Origin of the sequence: Aeromonas sp. s7(2024) (assembly GCF_040907825.1) — a bacterium.
In the GTDB taxonomy this organism is placed as follows: domain Bacteria; phylum Pseudomonadota; class Gammaproteobacteria; order Enterobacterales; family Aeromonadaceae; genus Aeromonas; species Aeromonas veronii.
Genome location: NZ_JBFOCM010000041.1, coordinates 237,571 through 264,118, shown reverse-complemented (window position 1 = coordinate 264,118; position 26,548 = coordinate 237,571). Strand labels below are relative to the sequence as shown.

General features: G+C 60.8%; 23 protein-coding genes and 2 tRNA genes. 13 read left to right on the top strand and 12 right to left on the bottom strand.

Features of this window, described 5'->3' with window-relative positions; all coding sequences use genetic code 11:
* Positions 1 to 10 precede the first annotated feature (10 nt).
* The 5 genes from AB5Y73_RS21025 to AB5Y73_RS21005 all read right to left on the bottom strand — a co-directional run bounded on the left by AB5Y73_RS21025 (position 11) and on the right by AB5Y73_RS21005 (position 8,590).
* The gene (locus AB5Y73_RS21025) at positions 11 to 1,030 is read right to left on the bottom strand and encodes an ABC transporter ATP-binding protein (RefSeq protein WP_107683633.1); all 1,020 of its coding nucleotides are present in this window, start codon (positions 1,028 to 1,030) and stop codon (positions 11 to 13) included.
* The gene (locus AB5Y73_RS21020) at positions 1,027 to 1,947 is read right to left on the bottom strand and encodes an ABC transporter permease (RefSeq protein WP_150995609.1); all 921 of its coding nucleotides are present in this window, start codon (positions 1,945 to 1,947) and stop codon (positions 1,027 to 1,029) included. Before AB5Y73_RS21020 ends, AB5Y73_RS21025 begins: the two co-directional genes overlap by 4 nt.
* Before the next feature lies 1 nt (position 1,948).
* Positions 1,949 to 2,932: an ABC transporter permease gene (locus tag AB5Y73_RS21015; RefSeq protein ID WP_005334871.1), complete on the bottom strand. Its 984-nt coding sequence runs from the start codon at positions 2,930 to 2,932 to the stop codon at positions 1,949 to 1,951.
* A 118-nt stretch (positions 2,933 to 3,050) separates the two neighbouring features.
* A complete protein-coding gene (locus tag AB5Y73_RS21010; RefSeq protein WP_005353816.1) occupies positions 3,051 to 4,736 on the bottom strand; it encodes an ABC transporter substrate-binding protein in 1,686 nt (561 codons plus the stop codon).
* Positions 4,737 to 5,152: 416 nt separating this feature from the next.
* Complete coding sequence (locus tag AB5Y73_RS21005; RefSeq protein WP_181294889.1) at positions 5,153 to 8,590, bottom strand: ATP-binding protein; 3,438 nt, start codon at positions 8,588 to 8,590, stop codon at positions 5,153 to 5,155.
* A gap of 249 nt (positions 8,591 to 8,839) precedes the next feature.
* Here AB5Y73_RS21005 and AB5Y73_RS21000 point away from each other — a divergent pair.
* Positions 8,840 to 8,915, top strand: a tRNA-Gly gene (locus AB5Y73_RS21000).
* Positions 8,916 to 8,972: 57 nt separating this feature from the next.
* Positions 8,973 to 9,046 (top strand) — tRNA-Cys (locus AB5Y73_RS20995).
* A gap of 50 nt (positions 9,047 to 9,096) precedes the next feature.
* Here the strand turns inward: AB5Y73_RS20995 and AB5Y73_RS20990 are convergent.
* Positions 9,097 to 9,390, bottom strand: coding sequence for a hypothetical protein (locus tag AB5Y73_RS20990; RefSeq protein WP_005347702.1), 294 nt, complete (start codon positions 9,388 to 9,390; stop codon positions 9,097 to 9,099).
* Between the two features lie 212 nt (positions 9,391 to 9,602).
* Between AB5Y73_RS20990 and AB5Y73_RS20985 the strand changes: the two genes are divergently transcribed.
* The 9 genes from AB5Y73_RS20985 (at position 9,603) to AB5Y73_RS20945 (ending at position 16,837) form a co-directional block, all read left to right on the top strand.
* Positions 9,603 to 9,803, top strand: a complete 201-nt coding sequence (locus AB5Y73_RS20985; RefSeq protein WP_005334863.1) for a YbfA family protein — start codon at positions 9,603 to 9,605, stop codon at positions 9,801 to 9,803.
* A gap of 432 nt (positions 9,804 to 10,235) precedes the next feature.
* Entirely contained in the window at positions 10,236 to 10,499 is a 264-nt protein-coding gene (locus AB5Y73_RS20980) for a DUF2282 domain-containing protein (protein WP_107683636.1), read from the top strand.
* Between the two features lie 72 nt (positions 10,500 to 10,571).
* The gene (locus AB5Y73_RS20975; protein ID WP_107683637.1) at positions 10,572 to 11,420 is read left to right on the top strand and encodes a DUF692 domain-containing protein; all 849 of its coding nucleotides are present in this window, start codon (positions 10,572 to 10,574) and stop codon (positions 11,418 to 11,420) included.
* Positions 11,413 to 12,165: a DNA-binding domain-containing protein gene (locus AB5Y73_RS20970; RefSeq protein WP_107683638.1), complete on the top strand. Its 753-nt coding sequence runs from the start codon at positions 11,413 to 11,415 to the stop codon at positions 12,163 to 12,165. Before AB5Y73_RS20975 ends, AB5Y73_RS20970 begins: the two co-directional genes overlap by 8 nt.
* Positions 12,162 to 12,605, top strand: a complete 444-nt coding sequence (locus AB5Y73_RS20965; protein WP_279499436.1) for a DoxX family protein — start codon at positions 12,162 to 12,164, stop codon at positions 12,603 to 12,605. The genes AB5Y73_RS20970 and AB5Y73_RS20965 overlap by 4 nt, the downstream gene beginning before the upstream one ends.
* Before the next feature lie 97 nt (positions 12,606 to 12,702).
* A complete protein-coding gene (locus AB5Y73_RS20960; protein ID WP_107683640.1) occupies positions 12,703 to 13,185 on the top strand; it encodes a GNAT family N-acetyltransferase in 483 nt (160 codons plus the stop codon).
* 179 nt (positions 13,186 to 13,364) lie between these two features.
* A complete protein-coding gene (locus tag AB5Y73_RS20955) occupies positions 13,365 to 14,660 on the top strand; it encodes a PAS domain-containing methyl-accepting chemotaxis protein (protein WP_279499437.1) in 1,296 nt (431 codons plus the stop codon).
* A gap of 161 nt (positions 14,661 to 14,821) precedes the next feature.
* Positions 14,822 to 15,376 (top strand): DUF3332 domain-containing protein, encoded by a 555-nt coding sequence (locus AB5Y73_RS20950; protein ID WP_047439970.1) that lies wholly within the window; start codon positions 14,822 to 14,824, stop codon positions 15,374 to 15,376.
* A gap of 87 nt (positions 15,377 to 15,463) precedes the next feature.
* Positions 15,464 to 16,837, top strand: a complete 1,374-nt coding sequence (locus tag AB5Y73_RS20945; protein ID WP_107683643.1) for an HD-GYP domain-containing protein — start codon at positions 15,464 to 15,466, stop codon at positions 16,835 to 16,837.
* Between the two features lie 77 nt (positions 16,838 to 16,914).
* Here AB5Y73_RS20945 and AB5Y73_RS20940 read toward each other — a convergent pair whose 3' ends face one another.
* From AB5Y73_RS20940 to AB5Y73_RS20915, 6 genes are all read right to left on the bottom strand, one after another.
* Positions 16,915 to 17,973: an FUSC family protein gene (locus tag AB5Y73_RS20940; RefSeq protein WP_107683644.1), complete on the bottom strand. Its 1,059-nt coding sequence runs from the start codon at positions 17,971 to 17,973 to the stop codon at positions 16,915 to 16,917.
* A gap of 62 nt (positions 17,974 to 18,035) precedes the next feature.
* A complete protein-coding gene (locus tag AB5Y73_RS20935) occupies positions 18,036 to 19,814 on the bottom strand; it encodes a bifunctional molybdopterin-guanine dinucleotide biosynthesis adaptor protein MobB/molybdopterin molybdotransferase MoeA (protein WP_107683645.1) in 1,779 nt (592 codons plus the stop codon).
* Positions 19,811 to 20,455 (bottom strand): molybdenum cofactor guanylyltransferase MobA, encoded by a 645-nt coding sequence (mobA, locus tag AB5Y73_RS20930; RefSeq protein WP_181497128.1) that lies wholly within the window; start codon positions 20,453 to 20,455, stop codon positions 19,811 to 19,813. Before mobA ends, AB5Y73_RS20935 begins: the two co-directional genes overlap by 4 nt.
* Positions 20,427 to 21,122, bottom strand: a complete 696-nt coding sequence (locus AB5Y73_RS20925) for an energy-coupling factor ABC transporter ATP-binding protein (RefSeq protein WP_107683647.1) — start codon at positions 21,120 to 21,122, stop codon at positions 20,427 to 20,429. The genes mobA and AB5Y73_RS20925 overlap by 29 nt, the downstream gene beginning before the upstream one ends.
* A gap of 28 nt (positions 21,123 to 21,150) precedes the next feature.
* A complete protein-coding gene (locus tag AB5Y73_RS20920) occupies positions 21,151 to 21,852 on the bottom strand; it encodes an ABC transporter permease (protein ID WP_107683648.1) in 702 nt (233 codons plus the stop codon).
* A 61-nt stretch (positions 21,853 to 21,913) separates the two neighbouring features.
* Positions 21,914 to 22,756, bottom strand: coding sequence for a substrate-binding domain-containing protein (locus AB5Y73_RS20915; protein WP_107683649.1), 843 nt, complete (start codon positions 22,754 to 22,756; stop codon positions 21,914 to 21,916).
* A gap of 254 nt (positions 22,757 to 23,010) precedes the next feature.
* Here AB5Y73_RS20915 and AB5Y73_RS20910 point away from each other — a divergent pair, with 254 nt between their 5' ends.
* Positions 23,011 to 24,366 (top strand): sigma-54 dependent transcriptional regulator, encoded by a 1,356-nt coding sequence (locus AB5Y73_RS20910; RefSeq protein ID WP_005353777.1) that lies wholly within the window; start codon positions 23,011 to 23,013, stop codon positions 24,364 to 24,366.
* A gap of 25 nt (positions 24,367 to 24,391) precedes the next feature.
* Positions 24,392 to 26,494 (top strand): HAMP domain-containing sensor histidine kinase, encoded by a 2,103-nt coding sequence (locus tag AB5Y73_RS20905; RefSeq protein WP_181497130.1) that lies wholly within the window; start codon positions 24,392 to 24,394, stop codon positions 26,492 to 26,494.
* Positions 26,495 to 26,548 lie beyond the last annotated feature (54 nt).

The following is a 26,548-nucleotide window of genomic DNA, read 5'->3' as shown; positions in this document are numbered from 1 at the left end:
ACAGACATCCTTAACAGCCAGCGGCCTTGTCCAGATAGATCAGGGGATCTTGTTGTTCATCCTGCACGTCGTAGAGGTGGCAGGCGGTCTGTTGCCCGGGGCGGATCTCGGCCAATCTGGTGTACTCCTGACGGCAGCGATCGTGCACCTTGCCGCAGCGGGCCTGAAAGCGGCAGCCGACCGGCACCTCCAGCAGGTTGAGCGGGGTGCCCGGGATCCCCTCCAGCACCTTCTTCGGCCCGTGCAGGGGCGGGAAGGAGTTGCCGAGCCCTTTGGTATAAGGGTGCAGCGGCGCGGTCAGGATCGCCTTGGAGGGAGCAACCTCCACCAGTTCACCGGCATACATGATGCCGATACGATCGCAGAACTCCACCATCAACGAGAGGTCGTGGGTGATAAACAGAATGGAGAAGTTGAACTTCTCTTTCAGGGCATAGACCTTCTGCAGGATCTCTCGCTGTACCACCACATCGAGCGCCGTGGTCGGCTCATCCATGATGAGCAGCTCAGGGTTGAGCGCCATGGCGATGGCGATCACCAGCCGCTGGCGCATGCCGCCAGAGAACTGGTGCGGGTAATCCTTGAGCCGGCTCGGGTGGATGTCGACGATGGTGAGCAGCTCCTGGGCGCGCTTGATCGCCTCATAGCGGGTCATGCCGGGGTTGTGGGCCAGCAGCACATCGCAGAACTGCTCCTCCATCCGCAGTACCGGGTTCAGGGCGTTCATGGCGGACTGGAACACCACCGACACCTGTTGCCAGCGGTAGGAGCGCAGCCGCTCGTCGTTGTAGTGGAGGATATTCTCCCCCTTGAACAGGATCTCGCCACCGCTGATGTAGGCGGGCGGCTTGTGCAGCCGGGCCACCGAGAAGGCGACGGTGGATTTGCCGCAGCCCGACTCACCGGCGAGACCGAAGATCTCGCCTTGTCTGATATCGAAACTCACCGAGTTGACGGCGCGCACGTCGCCATTTTCGGTGATGTAGTCGACGCAAAGATTGCGTACTGACAGCAGGGGATGCTTGTTCATGCTGTCTTCTCCTGTGCGGCAGAGAGTGGTGTGGCGACCGGGGTGGCAAGTTTCTTCCAGCGGTTGAGCCCTTTGTGGGAGCGCAGCTGCGGGTTGGCAATCTCGTCGATGGCGAAGTTGAGCAGGGCCAGACCGGCACCCAGGGTGGCGATGGCGAAGCAGGGAGCCAGGATCTCCCACCAGGCGCCGACCAGAATGGCGCTGGAAGTCTGGGCGTTGTAGAGCATGATGCCCCAGCTCACCACTGTCGGGTCGCCAAGCCCCAGGAACTCCAGGGTCGCTTCGGTGACGATGGCGTAGATGATGGAGCCGATGAAGCTCACTCCGATGATGGAGATGAGGTTGGGCAGGATCTCCACCAGAATGATGCGCCAGGCCGGCTCGCCCAACACTTCGGCGGCAATGACGAACTCCTTCTCGCGCAGCGCCAGGGTCTGGGCCCGGATGACCCGAGCGCCATAGGCCCAGGAGGTCAACCCTATTATCACGGCAATCACCGCCGGTGACGCCTCCCCGATAAAGCTCGCCAGCACCAGTAGCAAGGGGAGGTTGGGGATCACCAGCACCACGTTCATCAGGAAGGTGAGGCACTCATCCACCAGACCGCCGAAGTAACCGGCGGTGATGCCGATGGCGACGGCCAGGGTGCAGACCAGCAGGCCAGCGCTGAAGCCCACCATCAGTGAGATACGGGCGCCGTTGGTGAACTGGGCCCAGATATCGTGGCCCATGCGGGTTGAACCCATCACGAACTCGGCACTGGGCGGCTGGTGCGGGCGAGCCACCCGTTTGGTCGGCTCGTTGCTGGCCAGAATGGGGGCAAATATGGCCATCAGTACGAAGGCAACCACGATGGCGAGGCCACAGGCAGCCTTCTTGTTGCCCAGCAGGATTTTGAGAATGGTCGGCATACGCATCTTATTTGCCTCCTGTACGCAGACGGGGATCCAGGAAGACGTAGAGCACGTCGGCCAGGAAGTTGAAGCTGAGCATGGTGATGGTCATGATGAGCAGCTGCCCCTGAATGAGCGGGTAGTCGCGGGCCAGAATGCCCTGATAGAGGGTCAGGCCCAGGCCGGGATAGTTGAAGATAACCTCGGTGATGAGAGAGCCACCGATAACGAAACCGAGCGCCATGGAGAGGGCGGTGACGCTGGGCAGAATGGCGTTGCGGGCGCCGTAGTTGAAGATCACCCGGTTGCTGGAGAGCCCCTTGGCCTTGGCCATGGTGATGTAATCCTCGCCCAGCAGGTTAATCATGTTGTTGCGCATGGTGATAAGAAAGCCCCCCACCTGTACCACGGCCAGGGTCAGCACCGGCATGATGGCGTGGGTCATGATGCTCTTGATGTGCTCCCAGCCCCAGTCAGCCTTGATCTCCGGGCTGTAGGCGTAGCCGATGGGCAGCCACTCGAGGCTGACCCCGAACAGGAACAGGGCGAGCAGGGAGACCACCACCGGCGGAATGGCCTGCATCACCAGGGTGAGCGGGGAGAGAATGCTGTCCATCCGGCCGCCGCGATACCAGGCGGCGAAGATGCCGACGATGGAACCGAGGGAGAAGCTCAGGATGGTGGAGGTGCCGACCAGAAACAGGGTCCAGCCGATGGCACGGCCCAGCACGTCAGAGACCTGCTGCGGGTAGAAGCGCACCGAGGTGCCGAGATCCCAGGTGAAGACACTCTTCACATAGGTGAGAAACTGGGTGCCGATGGGGCCGTCGACAAAGCCGAAGGTGGCTTTGAGGGCTTCCAGGGCGGCGGGTTCCATCATGGCGCCAGCGCGGGCAAACATCACGGAGACAGGATCCCCTGGCATGGCACGGGGTAACAGGAAGTTGATGGTGGCGGCTACCAGAAAGGCAACCAGATAGAAGGAAAAGCGTCTCAGTATGAATCCCATGATAGTACCTTTTACTGCAAGTCTGCCCCGCGTCGGGTATAGCTACCCCAACCCCAGCGGTGCCGGGCAAGAAAGGGGTTAACGGGGAAGATGGCCCCCCGCAGGGGGCCGGGATTGTTTAGCTGTTTGGCTTGAGGGACAACACGTGCAGCAGACGCTCAGGGGTGTCCGGGTGGAGCTGAGGTTTGGCTACCGGGTTATCAGCACTGAACCAGCCGTTGAAGCGCTTGGTGCTGTACTCATACCAGGTCGGGTTGTTGAAGACCGGAATGATGGTCTGGTTGGCACCAACACGATCCTGGATGGCGAACATGATCTCCTTCTGCTTGGCCGCATCGGCGGTCTGGGTGAAGTCATCGATCAGCTTGTCGAGCTCGGGGTCCTTGTAACGGGGCGCGGCGAAGCGGTTGCCACGGTCACCCATGTTGCGGGAGTGGAACGCAGTCTCGAAGTACTTGTGCGGGTTGGCACCGGCAAAGTAACCCTGCAGGGCGACATCGAAGTCACCGGTGATCAGGTTCTCGGTCCAGACGGTCGCTTCCGGGGTGGCGGTCTTGGCGTTCAGGCCCAGCGCCTGCAGCCCTTCTACACCGATCTGTACTGTGTTGACCCAGTCGGTCCAGCCGTTCGGTACCAGTACCTTGAACTCGATCTTTTTGCAGCTCGGGGTGTCGAGGAACTTGTCGCCGTCACAATCCTTGTAGCCTGCCTCTTTCAGCAGGGCCTTGGCCCCTTCCAAGTCGAACTTGTTGTACTTGCCGTACTTCTTGTCCACTTCCGGGTTGTTCCAGGAGTCAAAGGCTTTGCCCAGACCTGACGGGTACTCGTTGACGGTAGGGTAGCCGTAGCCTGCGATATCCACCATGGACTGGCGGTCCATCGCCATGGAGAAGGCGCGGCGGAAGTTGATGTCGTTGAAGGCTTCGTTATTGCCCGGGTTCTTGGTCTGGAAGTTGACGTTGAACGCCACGGTACCGGAGGCCGGGAACCAGTATTTGTTGTTCTTCGGATCGTTGCCGACGTAGAGGCGCTCGATATCCGGCACGAAGGAGCCGAACCAGTCGATGTCACCCTTCATGACAGCCGCCAGCACCTGGTCGTTGGTGGCCATCTGCGGCATGCGGATACAGTCGATGGCGAGGTTGGCGTTATCCCAGTAGTGCGGGTTGCGGCACTGGGTATAGAGCTGGGCGGAGAAGTTGTCCACTTCGGTGAAGGGGCCAGTACCAACCGGCTTGTCGTTGGTGAAGGCAACCGGATCTTTCACCGATTTCCACTGATGCTCCGGCACGATAGGTACCAGCACCAGATCGTTCACCACGTTAGTGTTGACCTCGGTCAGGTCGAATTTGACCTTATTGGGGGCGAGCTTCTCGACGCTCTTGATCTGGGTCCAGATTGAGCGCTCATCCAGCGCCTTGTTGGCCTTGACCAGATTGAAGGAGAAGATGATGTCATCGGCATCAAAGGCTTCGCCGTCAGACCACTTCACGCCGTCACGCAGATCGAAGGTGACGGATTTCAGGTCATCGCTGAACGCATAGTTGGTGGCCAGACGATAGACGGGTTTGCCCCCTTGCATATCGTTGAAGATCACCAGTGGTTCATAGATGAAGTGACGGGTGGTGTGCAGCAAACCCGCTTGCAGGAAGGGGTTGAAGTTCTTGACCCAGGCGGTTTCCTGCTGTGCGACCATGGTCAGCACGGTTTTGTTTTCTGCGGCCATGGCGTTACCGGCGGCACCGGCAAGCATCATGGTTCCCAGCATTACAGCGGTAGAGATTTTGGATACTTTGGCAAGCATATGTTTTCCTTTCTTATTTTTTGGCATTCCCGAGGGTTCGCCTTGTTTTGTGTGAGCACCGGTTTCGCATGCTGATGAAATCGGCCCTCTGTGTTGGTCAGGTGTCTAACCTTTGTCGTTCTGTTTTCCAACGCCCTAAGCAAACCAGAATTAACAGGAAAACAACAACTATTGATTTCGTTGTTTTCGTAAAAATTGACGGTGTTACGTCAATCTCGTCAAAATGCTTTTTTTTCTGTTTAGAATCATTGGTTTGCGTTATTTGCTACTCGCGTAGAAAGTGGCTGTGAAAATGGCGTATATGACAAATTTGTGAATTGGATCTGCTCTCGGTTTCGGAGTTGTGCGGGGCTTTGTTTTGTGCAAAAAGAAACCAGATTGCCAATTGTGATCCGGCGCCCGTTTAGGGCGCCGTGTCACGGCTTGCGGTTGGCGAGCTGACGCAGGGTCTGGGCGCTGTGCTGCAACTGCTGGCGCTGGTGGTCATTGAGCGGGCAGTGGCCCAGCACATACTCGGTGGTGGCCACCACCGTCTTCCAGCGTGGCGACTTGGGCAGGGTGTCCAGACTCAGGTATTTGTCGAGGGTGCGGGTCTGCGGGCTGGATCTGTCCATATAGACCCGCCACAGCTTGCTCTTCTCTGCCAGCACGATTTTGCCCTTGCCGGTCCCCTGCTGCCAGGCATCCAGGGTGAGCTGCATGGTCTCTACCAGCGCACGGCGCAGCGGCTCGTCATCCTGCTGGCGAATAAGGTCGTCGGCCAGCGAACGGAACTCGCCACCCAGGCGGCTCAGCTCGCCCAGCAGCTGTTCATCTTCGATGATGGCTTGCCGCGAGAGGTTCTTGAGGGCGTTCTCCAGCGCCATTACCCGGTTCTCATCCTGACGCAGCTCGGTACTCAGAGTGAGGGCGAAAGCTGCCTGTCCTCCGAGCGCGATGGGCAGGGCACGGGCGTTGAGCACGTCCTTCTGCCCGGCCACCAGAAACTCCAGATTGTGTTCCCGCTCGCTGGCAAGGTCGGGCCACTGCTGTTGCAGCGGGGTGGCGAGCCACTCATTGAGGGGTTGCCCCTCCATGGCTTCCGGCTCCTGACCCAGCAGGCGTGCCAGTACCCGGGAGGCAAACAGCACTGTGCCCTGCTCGTCGATAAAGATCATGGGGTCGGCCCCTTCGCCGAGCAGGGCCAGCAGCCGCTGCTGATCCTGATGCAGTCGATCCTGCAGGGTGAGGCGATGTTCGATCTCCTGCTTCAATAGCCGGTTCTCTACCAGCGAGGCGCGTCCTGCCTTGGCTTCCAGCAGTGCCTTGACCCGGGCAAACAGCTCCTCCTTGCAGAAGGGTTTGACCAGATAGTCGTTGGCTCCGGCTCCAAAGCCCTCCTCGATATCCTTGGGCTGGTTGAGGGCGGTGAGCAGCAGCACCGGCAGCATATCTTTCGGGTGCTGCTGGCGCAGGCGGCGGCAGACGTCAAAACCGGAAAGGGTCGGCATCATCACATCGAGCAGGATGAGGTCCACCGGCTCATCGGCCAGCTTGGCCAGCGCATCGTGGCCGTCACTGCTGGGCAGGATGCGGTAGCCGCAGGGCTGCAGCAGATGGCGCAGGATGTGCAGGTTTATGGGCTCGTCATCCACCACCAGAATGAGCGGCGCATCCTCGGGGGGAGGGGGCAGATCGTCGCTCTCCCAGTCAGGCAGGATCAGCGGTTGCTGGCGCACCAGCTGATGCTCGATCTGGCGGCTGTCGAGAGTCAGATTGGCCGCTTTGCCGGTGGCAAGGGGCAGGGTAAAGGCGAAGGTAGAGCCAACGCTCGGCTCGCTCTCGACAAACAGCTCGCCCCCCATCAGGTGCACCAGCTGGCGGGTGATGGAGAGGCCAAGGCCTGCCCCCTGCTTGCTCACCTCCGGGCTCATCTGTACCAGCGGCTCGAAGATATGTTCCAGATGGTCGGGGGCGATGCCGATGCCGGTATCCGTGACCTTGATGCGCAGGAAGTTGTTCTCGACGATGGCGCTGAGCACCACCTTGCCCTGCGGCGTGTACTTGATGGCGTTGCCCACCAGGTTGTAGAGCACCTGCTCGAGCCGCTGCTCGTCGGCCAGCACCGGCGGCAGTTCGGCCGGGCTGATATCCACCAGAGTGAGGGGTTTGGCCTGCACCAGATGCTGGCAGAGATCCAGCACCAGCCGGATAACCCCTTTTGATGAGACGGGTTGTGAGTGGATCTCCAGCTGGCCGTAGCGCATCTGGTGATAGTCCAGCAGATCGTCCACCAGACGGGCCAGGCCGTCGGCGCTCTTGATGATGAGGCCGAGCTGCTTTTGCTGCCCTTCGGTCAAATCCTGCTGGCTGGCGAGCATCGACTCTGCCATCCCCTTGATACCGTGAATGGGGGTGCGCAGCTCGTGGGAGGTGTTGGCCAGTAGTTCATCCTTGAGTTTGTCCGCTTGCTGCAGGCTGAGGTTCTGCTTGTGGGTCAGCTTGACCTGCTGTTGCAGCTCCTGGGTCTGCTGTTCGATCAGTTCGATCTTGTCCTTCACCGACCGCTGCATATGGCGAAATGCCTCGGCCAGCCGGTCGATATCATCGCCGGTGCGCTCGATGGCGATGGGGTGATCCAGCGCGCCGTCGGCCACCTGCTCGGCTGCTTCGGTCAGGGAGCGCAGCGGCGCCGTGATGGAGTGGGAGAGCCAGCGGGAGAAGAGGATCAGCAGCAGTACCGAACCCGCGCCCAGCACGATGACCAGCGTCTCCAGCTGGCGGATCGGGGCATAGGCTTCCCGGGTGGAGATCTCGGCGATAAAGGCCCACTCGGTATCGAACACCTTCACCTGGGTGTAGGCGGCCAGCACCTCGTCATCCTGATAGGAGTGGAACAGCCCGACCCCCTGCTCGCCGGAGAGCGTCTTGGTGATGAGGGGTGTTTGCAGCGGCCGGAAATTGGGGCTGAAGCTGTTCTCGACGCTGAACTCCGGCGCCAGCCAGGCATCGGCGCGCATCCGCTTGTCGGGGCCGATGAGGATGGTTTCGCCGGTTTCGCCCAGCCCCTCCCGCTCCGCCATGATCTGGTTGAGCTTGTCCGGCAACAGCTCGAAAATCACCACACCGCGCACATAGTCGTACTGCATCACGGGCGCCGCCATGTAGGCTACCACCTGCCCGGTCAGCTCGTTGCGGCCAAAATCGGTGAATTCGAAGATCTGCTGCGGCTTCTGGCCACCATCGAGGCGGCGTTTGATCTTGGCGAAAGTCTGGCCCAAGCCACTGCCCTGGTAGGGGCCGGAGAGCAGATTGGTGGCGAAGTTAGGGTGCTTGGTGACCGAATAGACCACATCACCGTTGAGGTCCACCAGAAAGATGTCGCTGTAGTTGGACTTGCGCACCATGTCGGCATAGCCGCGATGAAAGCGCTGGTGCACCCGGCCATACATCTCGTCGGCGAGGATAAGCGCCGTGATGGAGGGTTCGATCTCTACTTGGCTGTCCGGTTTGCGCAGTTGATCCCAGGAACCGGGCAGATAGCGGGCCTGGGCGCGGCTGCGGGCCTCCTGCGGTGTGGTGCCCAACTTCTCGAAGGCGCCGGTAAAGCCATAGAAACGGCCGATACTGTTGCCGGCAAAATCCTGCTGGGAGAAGTTGATGATCTGCTCTTTGAGGTTGTTGAAGTAATCCTCGAGCTGACTCTTCTTGATATTACGAACGGAGACCAGATGGTTGGAGGTCTGGGTGGTGAGATCCTTGCCGTGGCTGTATAGGAAGAAGAGGGTGATGACCAAAAATGGCACCATGCCCAACATGAAAAAAGCCAGCATTAACTGCGGCCTGAGCCCACGAAGCGTGAAGATCCCTTTCATCTTGTGATTTTCAATTGAGAATCCGGTTATTAAGCTGCTCAAGTCTCGAACGAAAGCGTAATCATTTCAACGACTTTATCCCAAATTCGTTTGGTGGGTCACAGCGGGATGGATAAAATTGCAGCAAGGCGTTTAAACCCTGAGCAAACAGTCTGCGTCAGGGCCTAAATTGCGAAAAAAGGGTTGTGCTAGCGCTCGTGGTACGTATAATGCGCCTCGTTGTCAGGCAACTGGCACGAAAGCAGTAACGCGGGAATAGCTCAGTTGGTAGAGCACGACCTTGCCAAGGTCGGGGTCGCGAGTTCGAGTCTCGTTTCCCGCTCCAATATTTCATCGCACCAACGATGAAACTAACTTTCAAGACAACCAGTCTTGTCAGCATGGCGCGTTAGCAAAGCGGTTATGCAGCGGATTGCAAATCCGTTTAGTCCGGTTCGACTCCGGAACGTGCCTCCATCTTCTCTCTGTTTTCCGTGAATCATCACTCTTCTAGGCGTGAGCTTTGGTCAGTATCCTTGCTGTACCAGTAACTGTTCGCAGCCAGCCTGTTTCCACTCCCGCTCGAGATAGTGGCTCACATCTGCCATGTTTTGCCCCCGATATTGAAACTGCACCTCGGCGCTGTGCTGGTTGAGATCCGCAATCCGTTGCTTCAGCGTGCCGCATTGCCACAGGCTGACGGTGGGCACGCCCCGTTCGGCCAGCACGATGGCATCTTCCCGATTCAGTTGCCACTCCTCCAGTTGTGCCCGTGTCAGGGCAACCATCAGCACCAGCAGTGCCACTTCCGGCAGTTTCATGCGTGTCTCCCTACTGCATGTTTTTCCCCTGATAACTGTGGCAAAGCGCACGATTTTCGCAAGTTTGTTAACTGTTGGTTAATGACGTAACCCGTTTTCAGTATTTCTCGTTTTTGACCATTTTTTTATAAAAAAATGCGTTGGTGATGTAGTAATCCTACATGGAGTGGGGTAATCTTTGCTAAGTGGTCTTACCAGTAAGGAGTTACATCATGTTTCATCCCTTTTCCCTGACTCAGATTATTCTTCGTCGCATTTATGTATTGCTGGTGGGCATTCTGGCTTTCCCCGTGATGCTGTTTCGCAGCGATCGTGCCCGCTTCTACAGCTATTTGCACCGGATCTGGAACAAAACCAGCACCAAACCGGTGTGGCTCAAAATGAGCGAGCGTGGCGAGCGGATCTTCTACTAAACCCCATTCGCACCATGTGCAAAAAGAGACAGCCAAAGCTGTCTCTTTTTTTATCTGCTTGCTGCAACTCCTGGCTCCCAACCCCCCCCACTTGTTGATTTTTTGTTTCTTGTAAGTTGCATCCAGCCCTGCCTGTTGGCGGGGCTTTTTTATGTCTGACGCATCTCTTTTGATGGTGGCAGTGAAGAAGATTAACGGAGTGAAAGCACCATATGGCACTTTTCTTGTTCATAAATGGGTGGTCGGCAATAAATTTTTAATGATGAAATAGCTGTTTAAAATCAATTTATTGAGTGTTTGTCTTTGGGTTTTTTAACTCTTTTTGTGTTTTTTTGAAAGGGAATATCCCGTTTGCCGGTTCTATTGCAGGTACCCGGTTGCGACAAATCGGGGATATCAGCAACATCCAACGACATCAAAAGGAACATGAACATGAATGTTAAAAAAACCACTGCTATCGCCTCCGCCATGACCGGTCTGCTGGCGCTGGGCGCCCAATTTATCGCGGCACCAGCAATGGCTGCCGATGAAAAGGAGAAGTGCTACGGCGTGGTCAAGGCCAGCAAGAATGACTGTGCGACCAAGAGCAGCTCCTGCGCCGGTACTGCCAAGGAAGATGCTCAGGGTGATGCCTTTGTGGTGATGCCCAAAGGGCTGTGCGAGAAGCTGGTCGGCGGTTCGCTGCAACCCAAGTAAGAGACATCGGGCAGGGGATGGCCAATGAGTTGCCCCCTGCATCTTCTCTGATTGGCGAAAGCGAGTCTTGCGATGAACCCTTTGATTGGTATCGGATTACGCACTCCCCATTACGATGAGATCCGGCAAACCCTGCCGGCAGTCGGTTGGCTGGAGGTGCACAGTGAAAATTACTTCGAACGGCACAGCCAGGGTTTTCAGGTGCTCGCCGAGCTGGCGCAACACTACCCCGTCAGTCTTCACGGCGTTGGCATGTCCCTCGGTTCTGCCGATCCGCTCGATCCGCACCATCTGCAGCAGTTGTCGACACTGGCTGCGGCGATCAAACCGGTACGGATCTCCGAACATCTCAGCTGGGGCAGCATTGGCGGGCGTTACTTCAACGATCTGCTGCCGGTGCCCTATAACCGCGCCTCTCTGCGCAACATGAGCGACAAGATCCAGCAGGTACAACAGACCCTGGGTTGCCGCATGTTGATTGAAAATCCCTCCTCCTATCTGCAACTGCCCGGGGAGATGAGCGAGTGGGAATTTCTGGCCGAGCTGCAGCAGCGCAGCGAGTGCGGCATCCTGCTCGACCTCAACAATCTCTATGTCAGTGCCTTCAATCACGGTTTCTCTTGCGATGAGTATCTGGCGGCGATCGATCTCGCCACCGTCGGGGAGATCCATCTGGCCGGTTATACCGAGAAGCAGCTGCCGGAAGGCTCCCTCTATATCGATACCCACAGCGCCCCTGTGGTGGAGCCGGTCTGGGAACTCTATCGCCAGATCTGCCGCAAGCAGGCCATTCCCACCCTGATTGAGTGGGACCTCGAGATCCCGCCGCTGCCGGTCTTGCTGGCAGAGGCGGCGCAGGCCGGCGCCATTCTGGATGAGGCGTGCGCCATGAGTGCACCACGGGAGGTAGCCCATGGCTGAACTGGCACAGCTGCAACAGCACTTTGCCGATGGTCTGCTGGGGGCGCCTGATGCCATTGCCCCTCACATCAGCTCCCGGCTTTTTTCTGCCGAATCTGTGCTGCAGGTCTATCGCAACCACTTCATCCTGAGCCTTGGCGAGGTGCTGGCGAGCAGTTATCCCGCCGTCAAGGCTATGGTCGGGGAGGACTTTTTTGCAGCGGCGGCACGTGGCTTCGTATTGGCCGAGCCGCTCAGGGAAGGGAGCGTCATGCACTATGGCGCCGGGTTTGGTCAATGGTTGGCCCGCTTGCCGACTACAACCGGACTGCCCTGGCTGGAGGCGCTGGCTCAGTTCGAATGGCAGCTTGAGCGTGCCAGTCTGCTGCCGCTGGAATCACGCTGCTGGCCAGCCGAGCATCTGGCCGCATTATCGCCGCAACAATGGGAGCGGCTGCGACTCTTGTCAGCCACGGATCTGCTGCTGGTTGCCAGCGAGTATCCGGTGCTGGCCCTGTGGCAGATGGCGCTGCACGGTGGTGAAGCGGTGGAGGTGCTTGATGCCCCCGTCTGGTTGGCATTGAAGAAACAGCCGGATTGCCGGGTTGCCCCTTTGCCCCTGACGGCGGGTGAGTGGGCGCTGCTACAGGGTTGTCTCGCTGGTACGGCGCTGGTCGATCTGCTTGCGGCCGACCCTGCGGCCAGTGAACATCTCACTCGCCTGATAACCCTTGGTCTGCTGGTGGATATGGAGGTAATGCCATGATGGCAAACAAATGGCTGGCGCTGGCCAGCTCGAGTGGTGATTTGCCGCGCTGGAGCAGCGCTGGTGTGCTGTTGTGGGTGCGGCTTTGGGTCGCCTCGGTTTTTATCACTTCAGGCTGGCTCAAGCTGACGGCGTGGGATTCCACCCTCTATCTGTTTGAATCCGAGTATCAGGTGCCCCTGCTGCCCTGGTTGTGGGCTGCTTATCTGGGTACGGCGACCGAGCTGCTGTTGCCGCTCTTCCTGCTGGCGGGGCTTTTTACTCGCCCGGCCGCCTTGCTGCTGTTTGGCTTCAATATCATGGCGGTGATCTCCTACCCGACCCTCTGGGCGGGTGGCTTTTACGATCACCAGCTGTGGGGCTGGATGCTGCTGACCCTGATCATCTGGGGCGGCGGTGTGCTGAGCCTGGATTATTGGCTGACGCGTCGCAACCATTGATTTATCAGTGATTTCCCCAATGACAAAGAGCGCCACAAGGCGCTCTTTGTCATAATGACGTCCGGCGAAATTTCCCATGAGAGAAAAGGAGCAGCCAATGATTATTCGTCAGGCAAGGACCGCAGATATTCCCGCACTGGTGGCGCTGCGCATGGAGCTGTTTTGTAAGGTCGGTGAGCTGGTGACGCCGCAGGCAGACCCGGCCTTGTGGCAGGCCACCCTTGACTATTTCACCCGGGCGATGAGTGAAGAGAGTGCTTTATCCTGGCTGGCTGAGGCCGATACGCAGGAGGGCGGTAAACAGATCGTGGCAGCAGGGACGCTGGCATTGTTTGAACGGCCACCCTATCCCGGCAATCTGGCGGGGATGGAGGGGTATCTGCTCAATATGTATACGCGGCCACAATGGCGCCAGCAGGGGATCGCCACGGCGCTGCTCGATGCCATAACGGCCTTCGCCAGATCGCGTCAGCTGGGCAAGGTGTGGCTCCATGCCAGCGAGCAGGGGCGCCCTCTCTATGAGCGGATCGGCTTTGTCGCCAATCCGGCCTATCTGGAGTGGCAACCGGCGGTGGAATAAGGGTTGCAGCTCTGCATGAGTGGCGTTTGGTCGGTGAATTTGATTTACAGCAATAAATATGGCGTCAGATGGGATCGCGGCAAAGCTGCCAACTATGCTGATGGAGCACGCCACCATTATCTTATTGATCCACTGCGTGGTTTGGCCATGGTGGGTGCCAGTCTGGAGGATACGTTTCGATGTTCAATAGCAAACTGAAAGCCGAGTTGCAGCAGTGCCAGGATCAACTTCTGGAACAGCAGGGATTTTTTGACGCAGTGCACGGCAGCGTGGCGACCATCACCTTTACGCCGGATGGCACTGTGCTGGCCGCCAATGATCTCTTTCTCAACGTGGTGGGCTTCAGTGCGCCCGAGGTTATCGGCCAGCATCACCGTATCTTTTGCGACAAGCTCTATGCCCAGAACAGCGACTATCAGCAGTTTTGGGCGGACCTGAAGCAGGGGCGTTCCCGCACCGGGGTGTTCCAGCGCTTCAACAAACGGGGCGAGGCGATCTGGCTGGAAGCGACCTATTTTCCGGTCAAGTTGCGGGGCGTGGTGACCAAGGTGATCAAGATTGCGGCCGATATTACCGAGCACCACCTGCAACTGCTCAGCCAGCAGGCGGTGGTGACGGCGCTGGATCGGTCGCTGGCGGTCATCGAGTTCACCCCCGGCGGGGAGGTGATTTCTGCCAACGGCAATTTCCTCCATACCATGGGCTATACCCTGGCTCAGGTGCAGGGCAAGCATCACCGTATCTTCTGCGACGATCAGTTCTATCGAGACCAGCCTCACTTCTGGGATGAGCTGGGCCGTGGTCAGTTCAAGTCCGGTCTCTTTTGTCGTCAGAACAGTCACGGTAGCAAGGTGTGGCTGGAGGCGACCTACAACCCGATCCTTGATGAGCATCGCAAGGTGGTGAAGGTGATCAAGTTCGCCAGCGACATCACCGAGCGGATCAACAAGAGCGATGCGGTGCGGGAAGCTGCCATGTTGGCCCACGATGCGGCCCGGGAGACCCTGAACTGCGCCGAGCGTGGCGCGGGTCTGCTCTCCTCGGTGGTCGATACCTCCAGCCTGATTGCCAGCCAGCTGACTCACAGCATCGGCCTTATCAATCAGCTCAACGAGCAGTCGCGCAGTATCGAGGCGATCGTCTCCACCATCAGCAGCATCGCCGACCAGACCAATCTGCTGGCTCTTAACGCAGCCATTGAGGCGGCGCGGGCGGGGGATCAGGGGCGTGGTTTTGCGGTGGTGGCTGATGAGGTTCGCCAGCTGGCGGCCCGTACGTCTCTCTCTACCGACGAGATCGCCAAGGTGGTACAGAACAACCGGGAGCTGACCGCCAAGGTCACCTCCGAGATGTCCGACGTCGCCAGCAGCGCCGAGCTGGGCAAGCAGCAGGTGGGCGAGGTGAATGAGGTGATGAGCGACATCCGCCGGGAGGCGAACAACGTCTCCAGCACCGTCTCTGATCTGGCCATCTGAACCCCCTGACTTCCTGCCATGCCGGGGCATTGACTCATATTTGAGCAGTCAGTGCCCCAATCTGAACCCCTCCTGTATCGTCCCGCCATTGTGAATTGTCCTCTTCTGGCCCCTTGATTAGGCTTGCCGCCTCATTTATTTCAGAGCAGGAACAGAACACGATGGCATTACAACAGAAGGGGCGGGCAATGGCCCTGCTGGTTATGGTCGCGAGCATGGGTCTGGGCGGCTGTATGGGGCAGATGGGGCTTTCCGGCATGGTCACCAAGGGCAACCTGAGCGTGGTGGATAACCGCTACGCTCGTGCCGGGGTCTTTATGCTGCTCTCCCCTGTCTACGGTTTGGCCGCGACCGCTGACCTGTTCGTCTTCAATACCATCGAGTTCTGGTCTGGCAAGAACCCCATCACCGGCAAATCTCCGGCTGTGGTGGACATGAAAGCCAATCCGGTGATCAAGGTGAACCAGCATCTGGATCCGGCCCTCAAGACAGTGCCGCTGGCCATGCTGCCACAAGGGGTGCGCGAGGTAGAGATCAGCTACCCGGACGAGCATACCGCCCAGATGGAGGTGCACTATCTGGATGGTCGCCGCAGCATGATGCGTGGCGAGAAGCGTGGCGAGTTGATGGATATCTACTTCGATGGCCGCTTTGTATCTACCCTGAGCCGCGCAGAGCTTGAAGAGCGGGCGAATCAGGGGAAGGCTGCTGCCTAAATTCAACTGAATCCAGATCGATCCAGCTTCAGATGGGGTATACCTAATCTGCTGGCAAAATCGCCATGATGTCTAAGGGAGTAGACTATGACGGTGAATGGATTGCGATTGGCGGAGTTGATTGGTTCCCTCAGTCATGCGCTCGACATGACCGAGGGGCAACCAAGAGGACATTGCATTCGCTGCTGCTGGATAGGTTCCCGTCTGGGGGAGCGGCTGGGACTGGACGCCCGGCGGCGCCATGATCTCTACTACACGCTCCTGCTTAAAGATCTTGGGTGCAGCAGCAATGCCGCCCGCATCTGCGAGCTCTATCTCACCGACGATCTTCACTTCAAACGCGATTTCAAACTGGTGGATGGCTCCCTCTCCGAGGTAGTCAACTTTGTGCTGGGCCACACCGGCTTGCAGGCGGATCTGCTGGGACGTTTTCGCAGCCTGTTTCATATCTTTCGCAACGGCGACCAGATTGCCAACGAACTGATCCAGACCCGCTGTCATCGGGGGGCGGATATTGCTCGCCAGCTGCGTTTCAGTGACGAGGTAGCCGATGGCATCCTCTCCCTTGATGAACACTGGAATGGCAAAGGTCGGCCCCTGCAACTGGCAGGCGAGGCGATCCCGCTCTTCTCCCGTATTGCCCTGCTCTGTCAGGTGGTGGATGTGTTTCACGCGGCCGCAGGTCCGGATGCGGCGTTCAAGGAGCTGCGCGAGCGCAGCGGCAGCTGGTTTGATCCGGCGCTGGTTCGCGAATTTGAAGCGCTGGCCGACGAGGCGTTCTGGCAAGGACTGGCCGATCCCCGACTGACCGAGTGGGTGCTGGTCCACCCGGCCGGGCAAGGGGAGGTAGCGCTGGATGAGGATTATCTGGATGAAATCGCGGCGGCCTTCGGGCAGGTGGTGGACTCCAAAAGTCCCTACACCGCCGGTCACAGCGGCAGGGTGGCGCTCTATACCGATATTCTTGCCACCCAGATGGGGTTGTCCGAGTCGCGTCGACGCTGGCTCAAGCGGGGCGCCCTGCTCCATGACGTGGGCAAGCTCGGGGTGAGCAACGCCATTCTCGACAAGCCGGGCAAGCTCGATGCGCAGGAGTGGGCGGCGGTGCAGATGCATGCCGCCTACACCGAGGAGATCCTGAGCCGTATCGGTGCCTTCGAGGAGCTGGCGCAAGTGGCGGGAGCCCACCATGAGCGGCTCGATGGCAAGGGCTACCCCAAGGGACTGAAGGGGGACGAGATTACCCTTGAGACGCGCATCATTACCACAGCCGACATCTTCGATGCCATCACCGCCAAGCGCCCCTATCGCGGCGCCATCCCTGTGCCGCAGGCGCTGGAGATGATGGCGGAGAATCTGGGCACCGCTATAGACCCCGACTGTTTTGCCGCCCTGCAGGCGGGTATTCAGGATTTCTCCCTCTACCTCACCACCGAGCAGCCGCTGGCCAATGCCAGTTAAGATTTGCTGCCTTCATGGCCCAAACGGCCAGTCAGACAGCAAAACGCCCCGCAACTGCGGGGCGTTTTGCATTGGGTCTAGTCCGGCTGCTTGCGATGGGGCGGGGTGAGGATCAGTCCCAGCAGGCGGCGCAGGTGGGTGAGCTGTTCGGTCAGCTGGACGTTGAGCCAGAGGTAGCCATTGATGGCTGCCTCTGCGTTGGGCGGCAGCGATACCTGGGTCGCCACCTCGTGCAGGCGGGCGATGGCGGCATCGGCCCCGCGACCGTCACCGGTTTGCATCATCAGGGCAAGCTGGTTGATCGCCTCCTCGGTGGCCAGATGGCAGGCTTGCAGCGCAGCCGTGCTCTGCATCAGGAAGTGGCTCTCCCGATCGTTCCAGTAGGTGTTGGCCAGCATCTCCAGAGTACAGAGGGTGTTGCGCATGGTGACCTGCACCGCATCAAACAGGGCGACGCTGTGGCGTGTCTCCTTGGCCGCAGGGGCCAGCAGGGCCCGCAGTTTGCCGGTCTGTGCCAGCAACTGGGAGAGATTGTGCTTGAGGCGCGGGCGCTCCAGCACATTGGGGGAGAGGTGGGTGTGATAGAGCCGCCCCGACTGCTGCAGGATCTGGTGCAACTGCAGGCGCCAGTGGCTGTAGGCCCGCTGGGGATAAATGCTGCAAAAGAGCAGCGCCAGCAGGGAGCCCAGTATCACGTCGCCGCTGCGCCATAGCGCCGTCTCTATATCCCCCGGCATGGCCCCCATGGTGACCCCCAGCGTGATGCCGATCAGCAGCCCCACATAGGGGCGCTTGCCGAGTGCCAGATAGCCGCAGAGGAACATGATGCAGCCGCACCAGATCAGGGTAAGCGGTAGCGAGTAGATCTCGAGATAAAGCGCCACGACCCCGCAACTGGCGCCGAAGATGGTGCCCACCACCCGCTGCAGGGCGCGGGAGAGCACATTGCCCCAAAACGAGATGGGACCCATCACCACCACCAAGGTTATCAGCGGCCAGGTGCTCTCCGGCAGTTTCAGCTCGCGGGTCAGCAGAAAAGTGAGCATAAAGGCGAGCGCAATGCGCAGGCCATGGACGATCCGGTAGCGGCCATAGACCAGCAGATCGAGTCGGGAGAGGGGGGCATCAAGACGCACAGTCTGCCTCCTGTCAGGTGGGGGACGGGGCGCCGTGCATCCGGCCGACGCCCCGTCGGGATTTAGGCCAGTCGTCCCTGCAGGGGGTGGATCCAGACCCGCTCGCCAACGGCGATCCCGGGTTGATCCGGTACGATTTCAATCAGGCAGTTGGCATCGGCCATGGAGCTCAGAATGCCGGAGCCCTGTGGCCCTGTGGTGCGCACCCGCAGCTGGCCGTTACGGTCCTGATGAAAGATGCCGCGCAGAAACTCGGTGCGCCCCGGTCGGCTCTTCATCTTCTCGTCCGCCAGTGCCGAGAGGCGCAGCGGCTGCCACCGCTTGCCTTGCAAGCGGGCGATAGCGGGCTCGACAAACTGCAGTACGCAGATCATCGCCGCAACCGGATTGCCCGGCAGGCCGAAGAAGGGGGTCTGCCCCAGCTTGCCAAAGGCGAGCGGGCGGCCCGGCCGCATCTGGATGCGCCAGAAATCGATCTGGCCGAGCTCTGCCAGCACCAGCTTGATAAAGTCGGCGTTGCCTACCGAGACCCCACCCGAGCTCAGCACCAGATCGGCGCTGGCGGCGGCCTGCTCCAGCTGCTGGCGCAGAATGGTTTTGTCATCGGGAATGATGCCAAGGTCCATCACCTCGCAACCGGCGGCACGGATAAGGGCCATCAGGGTGAAGCGGTTGCTGTCGAAGATGTGGCCGGGGGCGAGCTGCTCGCCCGGTGCCTGCACCTCGTCGCCGGTACTGAACAGCGCCACTTTCAGCGGGGTGCGCACTGTGAGACTAGCTTGACCGAGTGATGCCGCCAGCCCCAGCTGGGGGGCGCCAAGCCAGGTTCCGGCCGGGATGGCGACCGCACCTTTGGCGAGATCTTCGCCGGCGAGGCGCACATTCTGCCCAGCCCGGATCGGGGCGGTGACGGTGACCCACTCACCTTCAATATGTGTCTCTTCCCGCATCACCACAGTATCTACCCCGGGGGGCAGCGGGGCGCCGGTCATTATCTGCACCGCCTGACCGGCCAGCACAGGCTCGTGGCGCTGCTGGCCCGCCAGCACTTCCCCCACCAGCTGCCAGCGACCGGTGGCGAGATCGTCGCTACGAAGGCCAATGCCGTCCATCGCCGAGTTGGCGTGGGGAGGCACATTGATGGGGCTTATCAGATCGGCGGCCAGCACAGCGCCGTGGCACTGGGCCAGCGGTTTGTCGCTGCAGGCCGTGCTCGGGGTGAGGGCCGCCAGAATGGCGTTGCGGGCCGCCTCGACCGAGAGAAAGCCCTTGCCCGCCTCCGGCTCCTTGCTTTGGCAGCCGTCAAGCCAGCGGCAGACGAAGTCGGCGATAGCCGCCAGATCGTTGATATCGAGTCGGGGCAGGCTTGTCTGCTGTTGTTCGCCACTCTGTTGGGGCTGATCGCTGGCCAGCGCGATGATGTCGCTGTCTTCGGGGAAGAGCAGCGGCTTGCCAATCTCGGCGCGGTGCAGCTCGATTTTCGGGAAGTGTTCGTGCTTGAACCCCTCGACCAAGAGCAGGTCGAGCTCTGTCTGATCGAAGCTTGCCAGCAGCTGGCGAAAATCGGCTTCGGCCAGTTCCGTTTCGCCGTGCGTTGTTTCAGTAATGCGAGCATGACGACGACGGGAGGCCACCATCATCTGCTGGGCGCCCGCCTTGCGCAGGCGGTAGCTGTCCTTGCCCGGCTGGTCGATATCAAAGTCGTGATGGGCGTGCTTGAGTACCCCGATGCGCAGGCCGCGCCCTGTCAGCAGCGGGATGAGCTGCTCGAGCAGGGTGGTCTTGCCGGTACCGCTCCAGGCGGCAAAGCCGAGCAGGGGAAGGGTGGGGGCCGGGGTCATGAGGTGACTCCTTGTTGGGGGTCGATAGCCGGGGCGAGCAGACGCGCCTCGTAGGCGGCCAGCTCGTCCGGGCTGTTGAGATTGATGAAGGCATCCGGCTGATCGGCAAAGCTCACCACCGCCATGTTGTGGCGGGCAAACCAGATATCGATTTTGCGCTCCCCCTCGGCCAGTGCGGCGATGAGGGAGGGGAGCAGGGATGTGTGCAGCAGAGCCACCACGGGTTGCAGCCAGTCGCCATCGTGGGCAACTACCAGCTCGGTATCCGGGGTCAGGGCGGCGCGAAAGCGGCTCATCAGATCCAGCGGCAGGGCTGGGCCATCACAGGGGACGAACAGCACCCAGTCGTGGCGGGCGGCGGCAAGGCCAGCCTGCATGCCCGCCAGCGGGCCGAGGTAGTCGCGATTGTCATCGCTGATGACGGGAGCCAGCGCCTGATAGCGGTCGTGGCTGCGATTGGCATTGATGAGGATCTCGTCCACCTGGGGGCGCAGCCGCTCCAGTACGTGAATGATCAGCGGGCGTCCTGCCAGCTCCACCCATCCCTTGTCTTCGCCCCCCATCCGGGTGGCGCGGCCGCCGGCGAGGATCACTGCCGACACGGGAAAAGGGCTAGAGGGGGATTTGCTTCTTGAAGTCATGTCGCTCGATGATTTTTAAAGGGGTCGTCTCTTGCAGCTGGCCACGGGCGAGGGTCCATTGCCGTTCGCACAGGTCGGTCAGGGCGTTGTGCTGGTGACTGATCACCACCAGGCCGCTGCCATGTTCCCGCAGATCTTGCGCCAATGCGGCCATCAGGGCAACCGAATGTGCATCCAGATTGGCGGTAGGCTCATCCATCAGCAGAAAGGCAGGTTGCAGCGCCCAAGCACGGGCCATGGCCAGCCGTTGCCGTTCGCCACCCGAGAGAATGCTGATGTGCTCCCGTGCCAGCCCCTCCAGCTCGACCCGGCGCAGCGCCTCGAACACCCGCACCTCGCTGCCGAGCTGCTTGTCCAGCGCCCAGGCGACATTGTCGTGCACCGTGCGATCAAACAGATAGGGGGTCTGGTGCAGATAGGTGACCCGGCCTGGCCCCAGATCCCGTTTGAGCAGGCGGTTGAGCCGCCGTTGCCAGCGTCCCGGCAGGTTGGTGTAGCCGCGGGTGGGGGTCAGCAGCCCCGCCAGGATCTTGAGCAAGGTGGTCTTGCCCACCCCGTTGGCCCCGTGCAGCCAGATGGTGTCCCCCGCCGCGATGGAGAGGCGCTCAATCTCGAACAGCTGACGATCGCCAAAGCGCATCGTCAGCTGGTGGGCGGTCAGAGCCATGGGGTACTCCTGTGGGTTGCGGGCATAATCAATTCTTCAGATAGCTCTGGCCGCGACAGGCGGTGAGCAGCAGGTTGAGCAGCAAGGCGAGGGTGAGCAGCACAATGCCGAGGGCCACCCCTTGAGTGAAGGCCCCTTTCTGGGTCTCCAGCGCGATGGCGGTGGGGATATTGCGGGTAAAGTGCAGGATGTTGCCCCCCACCATCATGGAGCAACCCACCTCGGTGACGATGCGGCTGAAGGCGCCGATCACCGCCGCCAGCAGGCCAAAGCGGCACTCGTGCATCAACCCGAGCAGCGCCTTGGGCCAGGAGACCCCCAGGGTCAGGGCGGTCTCCCAGGCACGGCGGTCACTCTGGACAAAGGCGGCGTGAGCCATGGTGGCGATCACCGGAAAGGCGATCAGCATCTGCCCCACCACCATCGCCTGCTGGGTAAAGAGCAGCTTCCAGTCGCCAAAAGGGCCGGCTCGCGACAGCAGCATATAGAGCAAGAGACCGATCACCACGGTCGGCACAGACTGCAGGGTGTTGATGCAGGAGAGCCAGAGCCAGCGGCCGGGCAGCGGCAGGTAGGCCAGGGCAAAACCCAGCAGCAGCGCCGGCAGTAGCACCAGCAGCAGGGCGATGCCGGAGACGGAGAAGGAGACCCCCACCACCTGCCACAGTTCGGTGTCACCACTGAACAGCAGGGCGAGGGCCGCCAGGGTCGTGTCGAGCAGCGTCATCAGGCGCCTCCCTCAGCGAACCGGGGGAGGGCCAGCTGCGCCGCCATGTCGGTCGGTGCGGGCATTACTGGGTGTTGGCGTCGGCCACGAACAGCGCCTGACCCGCCACCTTGAAGTCGCCGATCAACTTCTGGCCATGCTCGGAGATCAGCCAGTTCTTCAGGGTGCGGGCCCCTTCGATGTTGAGATCCGGGTAGCGCTTGGGGTTGACCAGGATCACCTGATAGGGGTTGAACAGGCGCTTGTCACCCTCCAGCAGTACGGCGAGATCCAGCTTGCTCTGGTAGGCGAGCCAGGTGCCGCGGTCGGTCAGGGTGTAGGCACCAAGCTCGGAGGCCATGGTCAGGGTCGGGCCCATCCCCTGGCCGATGGATTTGTAACCGGCAAACTCGGGTTTGACGTCTGCGGCTTGCCACAGGGTCTTCTCCTTGATGTGGGTGCCGGACTCGTCACCGCGGGAGATAAAGGTCTGGCCCTGCTCCTTGATGGCTTGCAGCCCCTTGGCCGCGTCGTGCAGCTTGGCCAGACCCGCCGGATCTTTTGCCGGGCCGACGATGACGAAGTCGTTGTACATCAGGTGCACCGGCTCGATGCCAAAGCCCGCATCGACGAACTTCTTCTCGGCAGAGGGGGCGTGGGTCATCACCAGATCTGCGTCGCCGTTTTCGCCCATCTTCAGGCTCTGGCCAGTACCGGCCGCCATTACCTGCACCGGATAACCGGTCTCCTTGGTGAACTGGGGCAGCAGCCAGCCCAGCAGACCGGACTGCTCGGTGCTGGTGGTGGTGGCGAGGCGGATCGGCGCTTTTGTGGCATTAGTATCCGCTTCGGCGTGGGCCGCACCGGCGATCAGCAGGCTGGTGGCGAGGGAGAGGGCAAAACGTTTGAGGCTGGTTTTTATCGTCATCGTGATGCAACTTTTTCAGGGTGGCTGAGGAGAGGGCAAGAGTAAGCAAGCAGGGTGCCAAACTGTTCCTTTGCCGCTGCATTCACGGTTTGCCTTTTAAAAACAGAAGCTTATTAAAATCAATTAGGTGAGCTTGTTATCGCTTTTAATAATTGGTGTTGGTGCTTTTGATACGGTAAGGACAAAATGTCCCACTAAGGTTCCGGTTATCGGGACATTCATCGACCGTACGTGCATCCGAGGTACTTTTTTCCATGACACTCCCTCCCAGCCGCTGGTCTGCCCTCTCCCTGCTTATCGTTGACGATGAGCCCGGCATGCGCAGCTTTCTGGCCAAGGCGCTGGCCAAGCGCTTCGCCCAGATTGAGACTGCCGCCAGCGTGGAGGAGGCGGAAGCCCTGCGCTGCCGCCTTCACTTTGACCTTATCATCGCCGACATCCGGCTGCCGGGGCGCTCCGGCATCGAGTGGCACGAGGCCATAGACCCGGCCACTCGCCGCAGCGACATCATCTTCATGACCGGTTTTGGCGATATGGAGACCGCCCTCAAGGCGCTGCGCCTCGGCGCCAGCGACTTTATCCTCAAGCCCTTCAACCTCGATCAGATGGTGCAGGCGGTGGACAGAGTCATCGAGCGCCGCCAGATGGAGCGGGAGAATCTGCTGCTGCGCCGGGAGGTGAGCAAGCTGTTCCCGCCCACCCTGATCGGCGACAGTGCCAAGACCCGCGAACTCAAGACGCTCATCGCCAGAGTGGCCCCCTCCAATGCCGCCGTGCTGGTGGAGGGGGAGTCCGGCACAGGTAAGGAGTTGGTGGCTCGCGCCCTGCATCAACTCTCCGGCCGTATGGGGGCCTTTGTGCCCCTCAACTGTGCCTCCATCGCGCCGGAGCTGCTGGAAAGCGAGCTGTTTGGCCACGTGCAGGGGGCCTTTACCGGCGCCCGCAAGGGGCGCGACGGCCTGTTCCGGGTCGCCCACCAGGGCACCCTGTTTCTGGACGAGATCGGCGAGATGCCGCTCGCCATGCAGGCCTCCCTGCTGCGGGCACTGGAGCAGAAGGCCATCCGCCCGGTGGGGGCCGAGCGCGAATTGGCGGTGGATGTGCGCATCGTCGCCGCCACCAACCGCAACCTCAAGGCCGAGGTGGAGGCGGGCCGCTTTCGCGAAGATCTCTTCTATCGCCTCAACGTGGTGGCGCTGCCGGTTGCCCCGCTGCGGGAGCGGATCGACGACATCCCCGCGCTGGTACACCACTTTACCCGCCAGCTCACCGCCGAGATGGGAATGGGTTCCTTGAGCTGGACCCACGAGGATGTGGTGGCGATGCAGGCTTACCCCTGGCCCGGCAACGTGCGGGAGCTGCGCAACCTTATCGAGCGCTGCCTGCTGCTGGGCAAACCTCCGGCGGATTACTGGCAGAGCAGCAAGCTTGCCGAACAGGGGGCGAGCGAGGAGGGCTATCCGCTGGCGTGGCCGCTGGCGGAGGTGGAAAAAGCCCACATCCTGCAAGTAGTGGCGAGCCATGATGGCAACAAGTCGGCCGCCTCCCGGGTGCTCGGGGTGGCGCGCAAGACGCTGGATCGCAAATTCAAGGAGTGGGCCATCGAATGAGGAAGGCTGACTGGATGGGGTGGCGATGAAACTGACCCTGCTCTCCCGCTGCATGCGCGCCCTGTTGCCCCGTTGCGTCCGCACCAAGGTGCGCTGGCGCCTGCTGCTGCTCACCTCGGTACCCATCATGCTCACCCTGGTGGGCATGATCGCGCTCACCCTCTACTGGACCCTCACCTACAGCTGGCAGAACCTGCTCACCACGGTGCGCAGCGATCTCGGGGTGGCCCACCACGCCATCACGGTGCAGCAGCAGCGTCAGACCGAGCATCTGGAGCATTTGCGCGATGCCTGGGCCTTTCAGCTGCGGCTGCGGGAATCGCCGGATCAGCTGCATGACTGGGTGATGCCGCTGGCGGCCAACTATGGTCTCGATTTTCTGCGCTTGCGCCGTGGCCCCGAGCTGGATCAGCTGACGGCGCAGGAGCGCGCCGCCCTCACGGCCGGTCGCAGCGTCAGCCACTTCGTGGTCTGGTCGCAGCAGGAGATGCTCGCCCTCTCCCCGCAACTGGCCAAACGGGCCGTGCTGTGGCAGCGGGATGGCACCAGGATGGTGGAGGATAGGGGACTGATAAGCCTATCACTAACCCCTGTGATGGGCCGCGACGGCTCCCTTTGGGCGGTGCTGGAGGGGGGCGAGCTTGTCAACGGCAGCACTCGGCTGGTGGATGAGCTCAAGGGTCAGGTGTTTGCCAAAAATACCCTGCCGGATGGCAGCGTCGGCACCGTCACCCTGTTTCTCGACGATCTGCGGGTGAGCACCAACGTACCGGTCAGCAGTAGCCGTCAGGTGGGTCGGGCGGTGGGTACCCGGGTCTCGCCGCCAGTACGCGAGCAGGTGCTGGGGCGGGGGGAGATGTGGGTTGACCGCGCCTTCGTCCACGATGCCTGGTATGTCTCTGGCTACGAGCCGCTGCTGGGAGCCAGGGGCGAGCGGATCGGCATGCTCTATGTGGGCTTTCTCGAGTGGCCCATTATCCGCACCTACCTCACCAATCTGGTGGAGCTGGGTTCCGGCGTAGTGCTGCTGTTGCTGCTCTCCGGCCTGCTGGTCTATCGCGGCGCGCGGGATCTCTTCTCCCCCATCGAGCGGATGCACAAGGTGGTGCGGCAGGTGCAGGCCGGGGAGTCCGCTCGAATCGGTCCGCTGGCCCTAGACCCCGACCACGAGCTGGCCCAGCTCGGCCGCCAGTTTGACGCCATGCTGGACCGGCAAGAAGCGCATCAGCAGCAGATGGCCCGCAGCGCCGACGAGCTGGAGCAGAAGGTGGCCGAACGCACCCAAAGTCTCGAGCTCAAGACCGCGGAGCTGGAAGATCATATCCATATGCTGACCGAGGCGCGCCAGCAGCTGCTCATCAGCGAGAAGCTGGCGGCCCTTGGCGAGCTTTCCGCCGGGGTGGCCCACGAGATCAACAACCCGCTAGCGGTGATCCTCGGCAATGTGGAGCTGATGAAGCTGGAGCTGGGGGAGGCGGCCGAGCCGGTCAGCGAGGAGCTGGCACTGGTGCTGGCCCAGATCGAGCGCATTCGTGCCATCACCCGCAGCTTGCTGCAATATTCGCGCCCCGGCGATTACGAGACCGCACCGGTGTGGCAGCACCTCAATCCCATCATCGAGGAGAGCCTGACCCTGGTGCGCTCCGCCCTGCGTCAGCAGCAGGTGGAGCTGGTGGCCGATCTCAGGGCCCAGCAGCCCATCGAGGCGGATCGTCAGCAGTTGTTGCAGGTGCTGATCAACCTCTTGGTCAACGCCAGCCACGCGCTGGGGGAGCAGGGGGAGATCCGGGTCGAGAGCCGCGACTGGGTCGATGAACTGGGTCAGCTGCGCGGGGCCGAGGTGCGGGTCATCGACAACGGCAGCGGCATCGAGGCGGCCATTATCGACAAGATCTTCGACCCCTTCTTCACCACTCGCGCCACCGGCACCGGTCTGGGGCTGGCCCTGAGCCACCGCATTATCAGTCGCTGGGGTGGGGAGCTGTTGGTGGACTCCACCCCGGGGCAGGGGAGCTGCTTTACTGTGCGGCTGCGCAGCCACGCCCTGCTGCCCAGCGGCAGCGAGCCTGCGAAACTGGAAGGGTGGCGCATCGCCCTCAATGCCGAAGGGCGTGAGACAAGCGATTGATGCTGTTATAAAAAGGCCCGTGACAAAAACAGCCCGTCAACATGGTTGACGGGC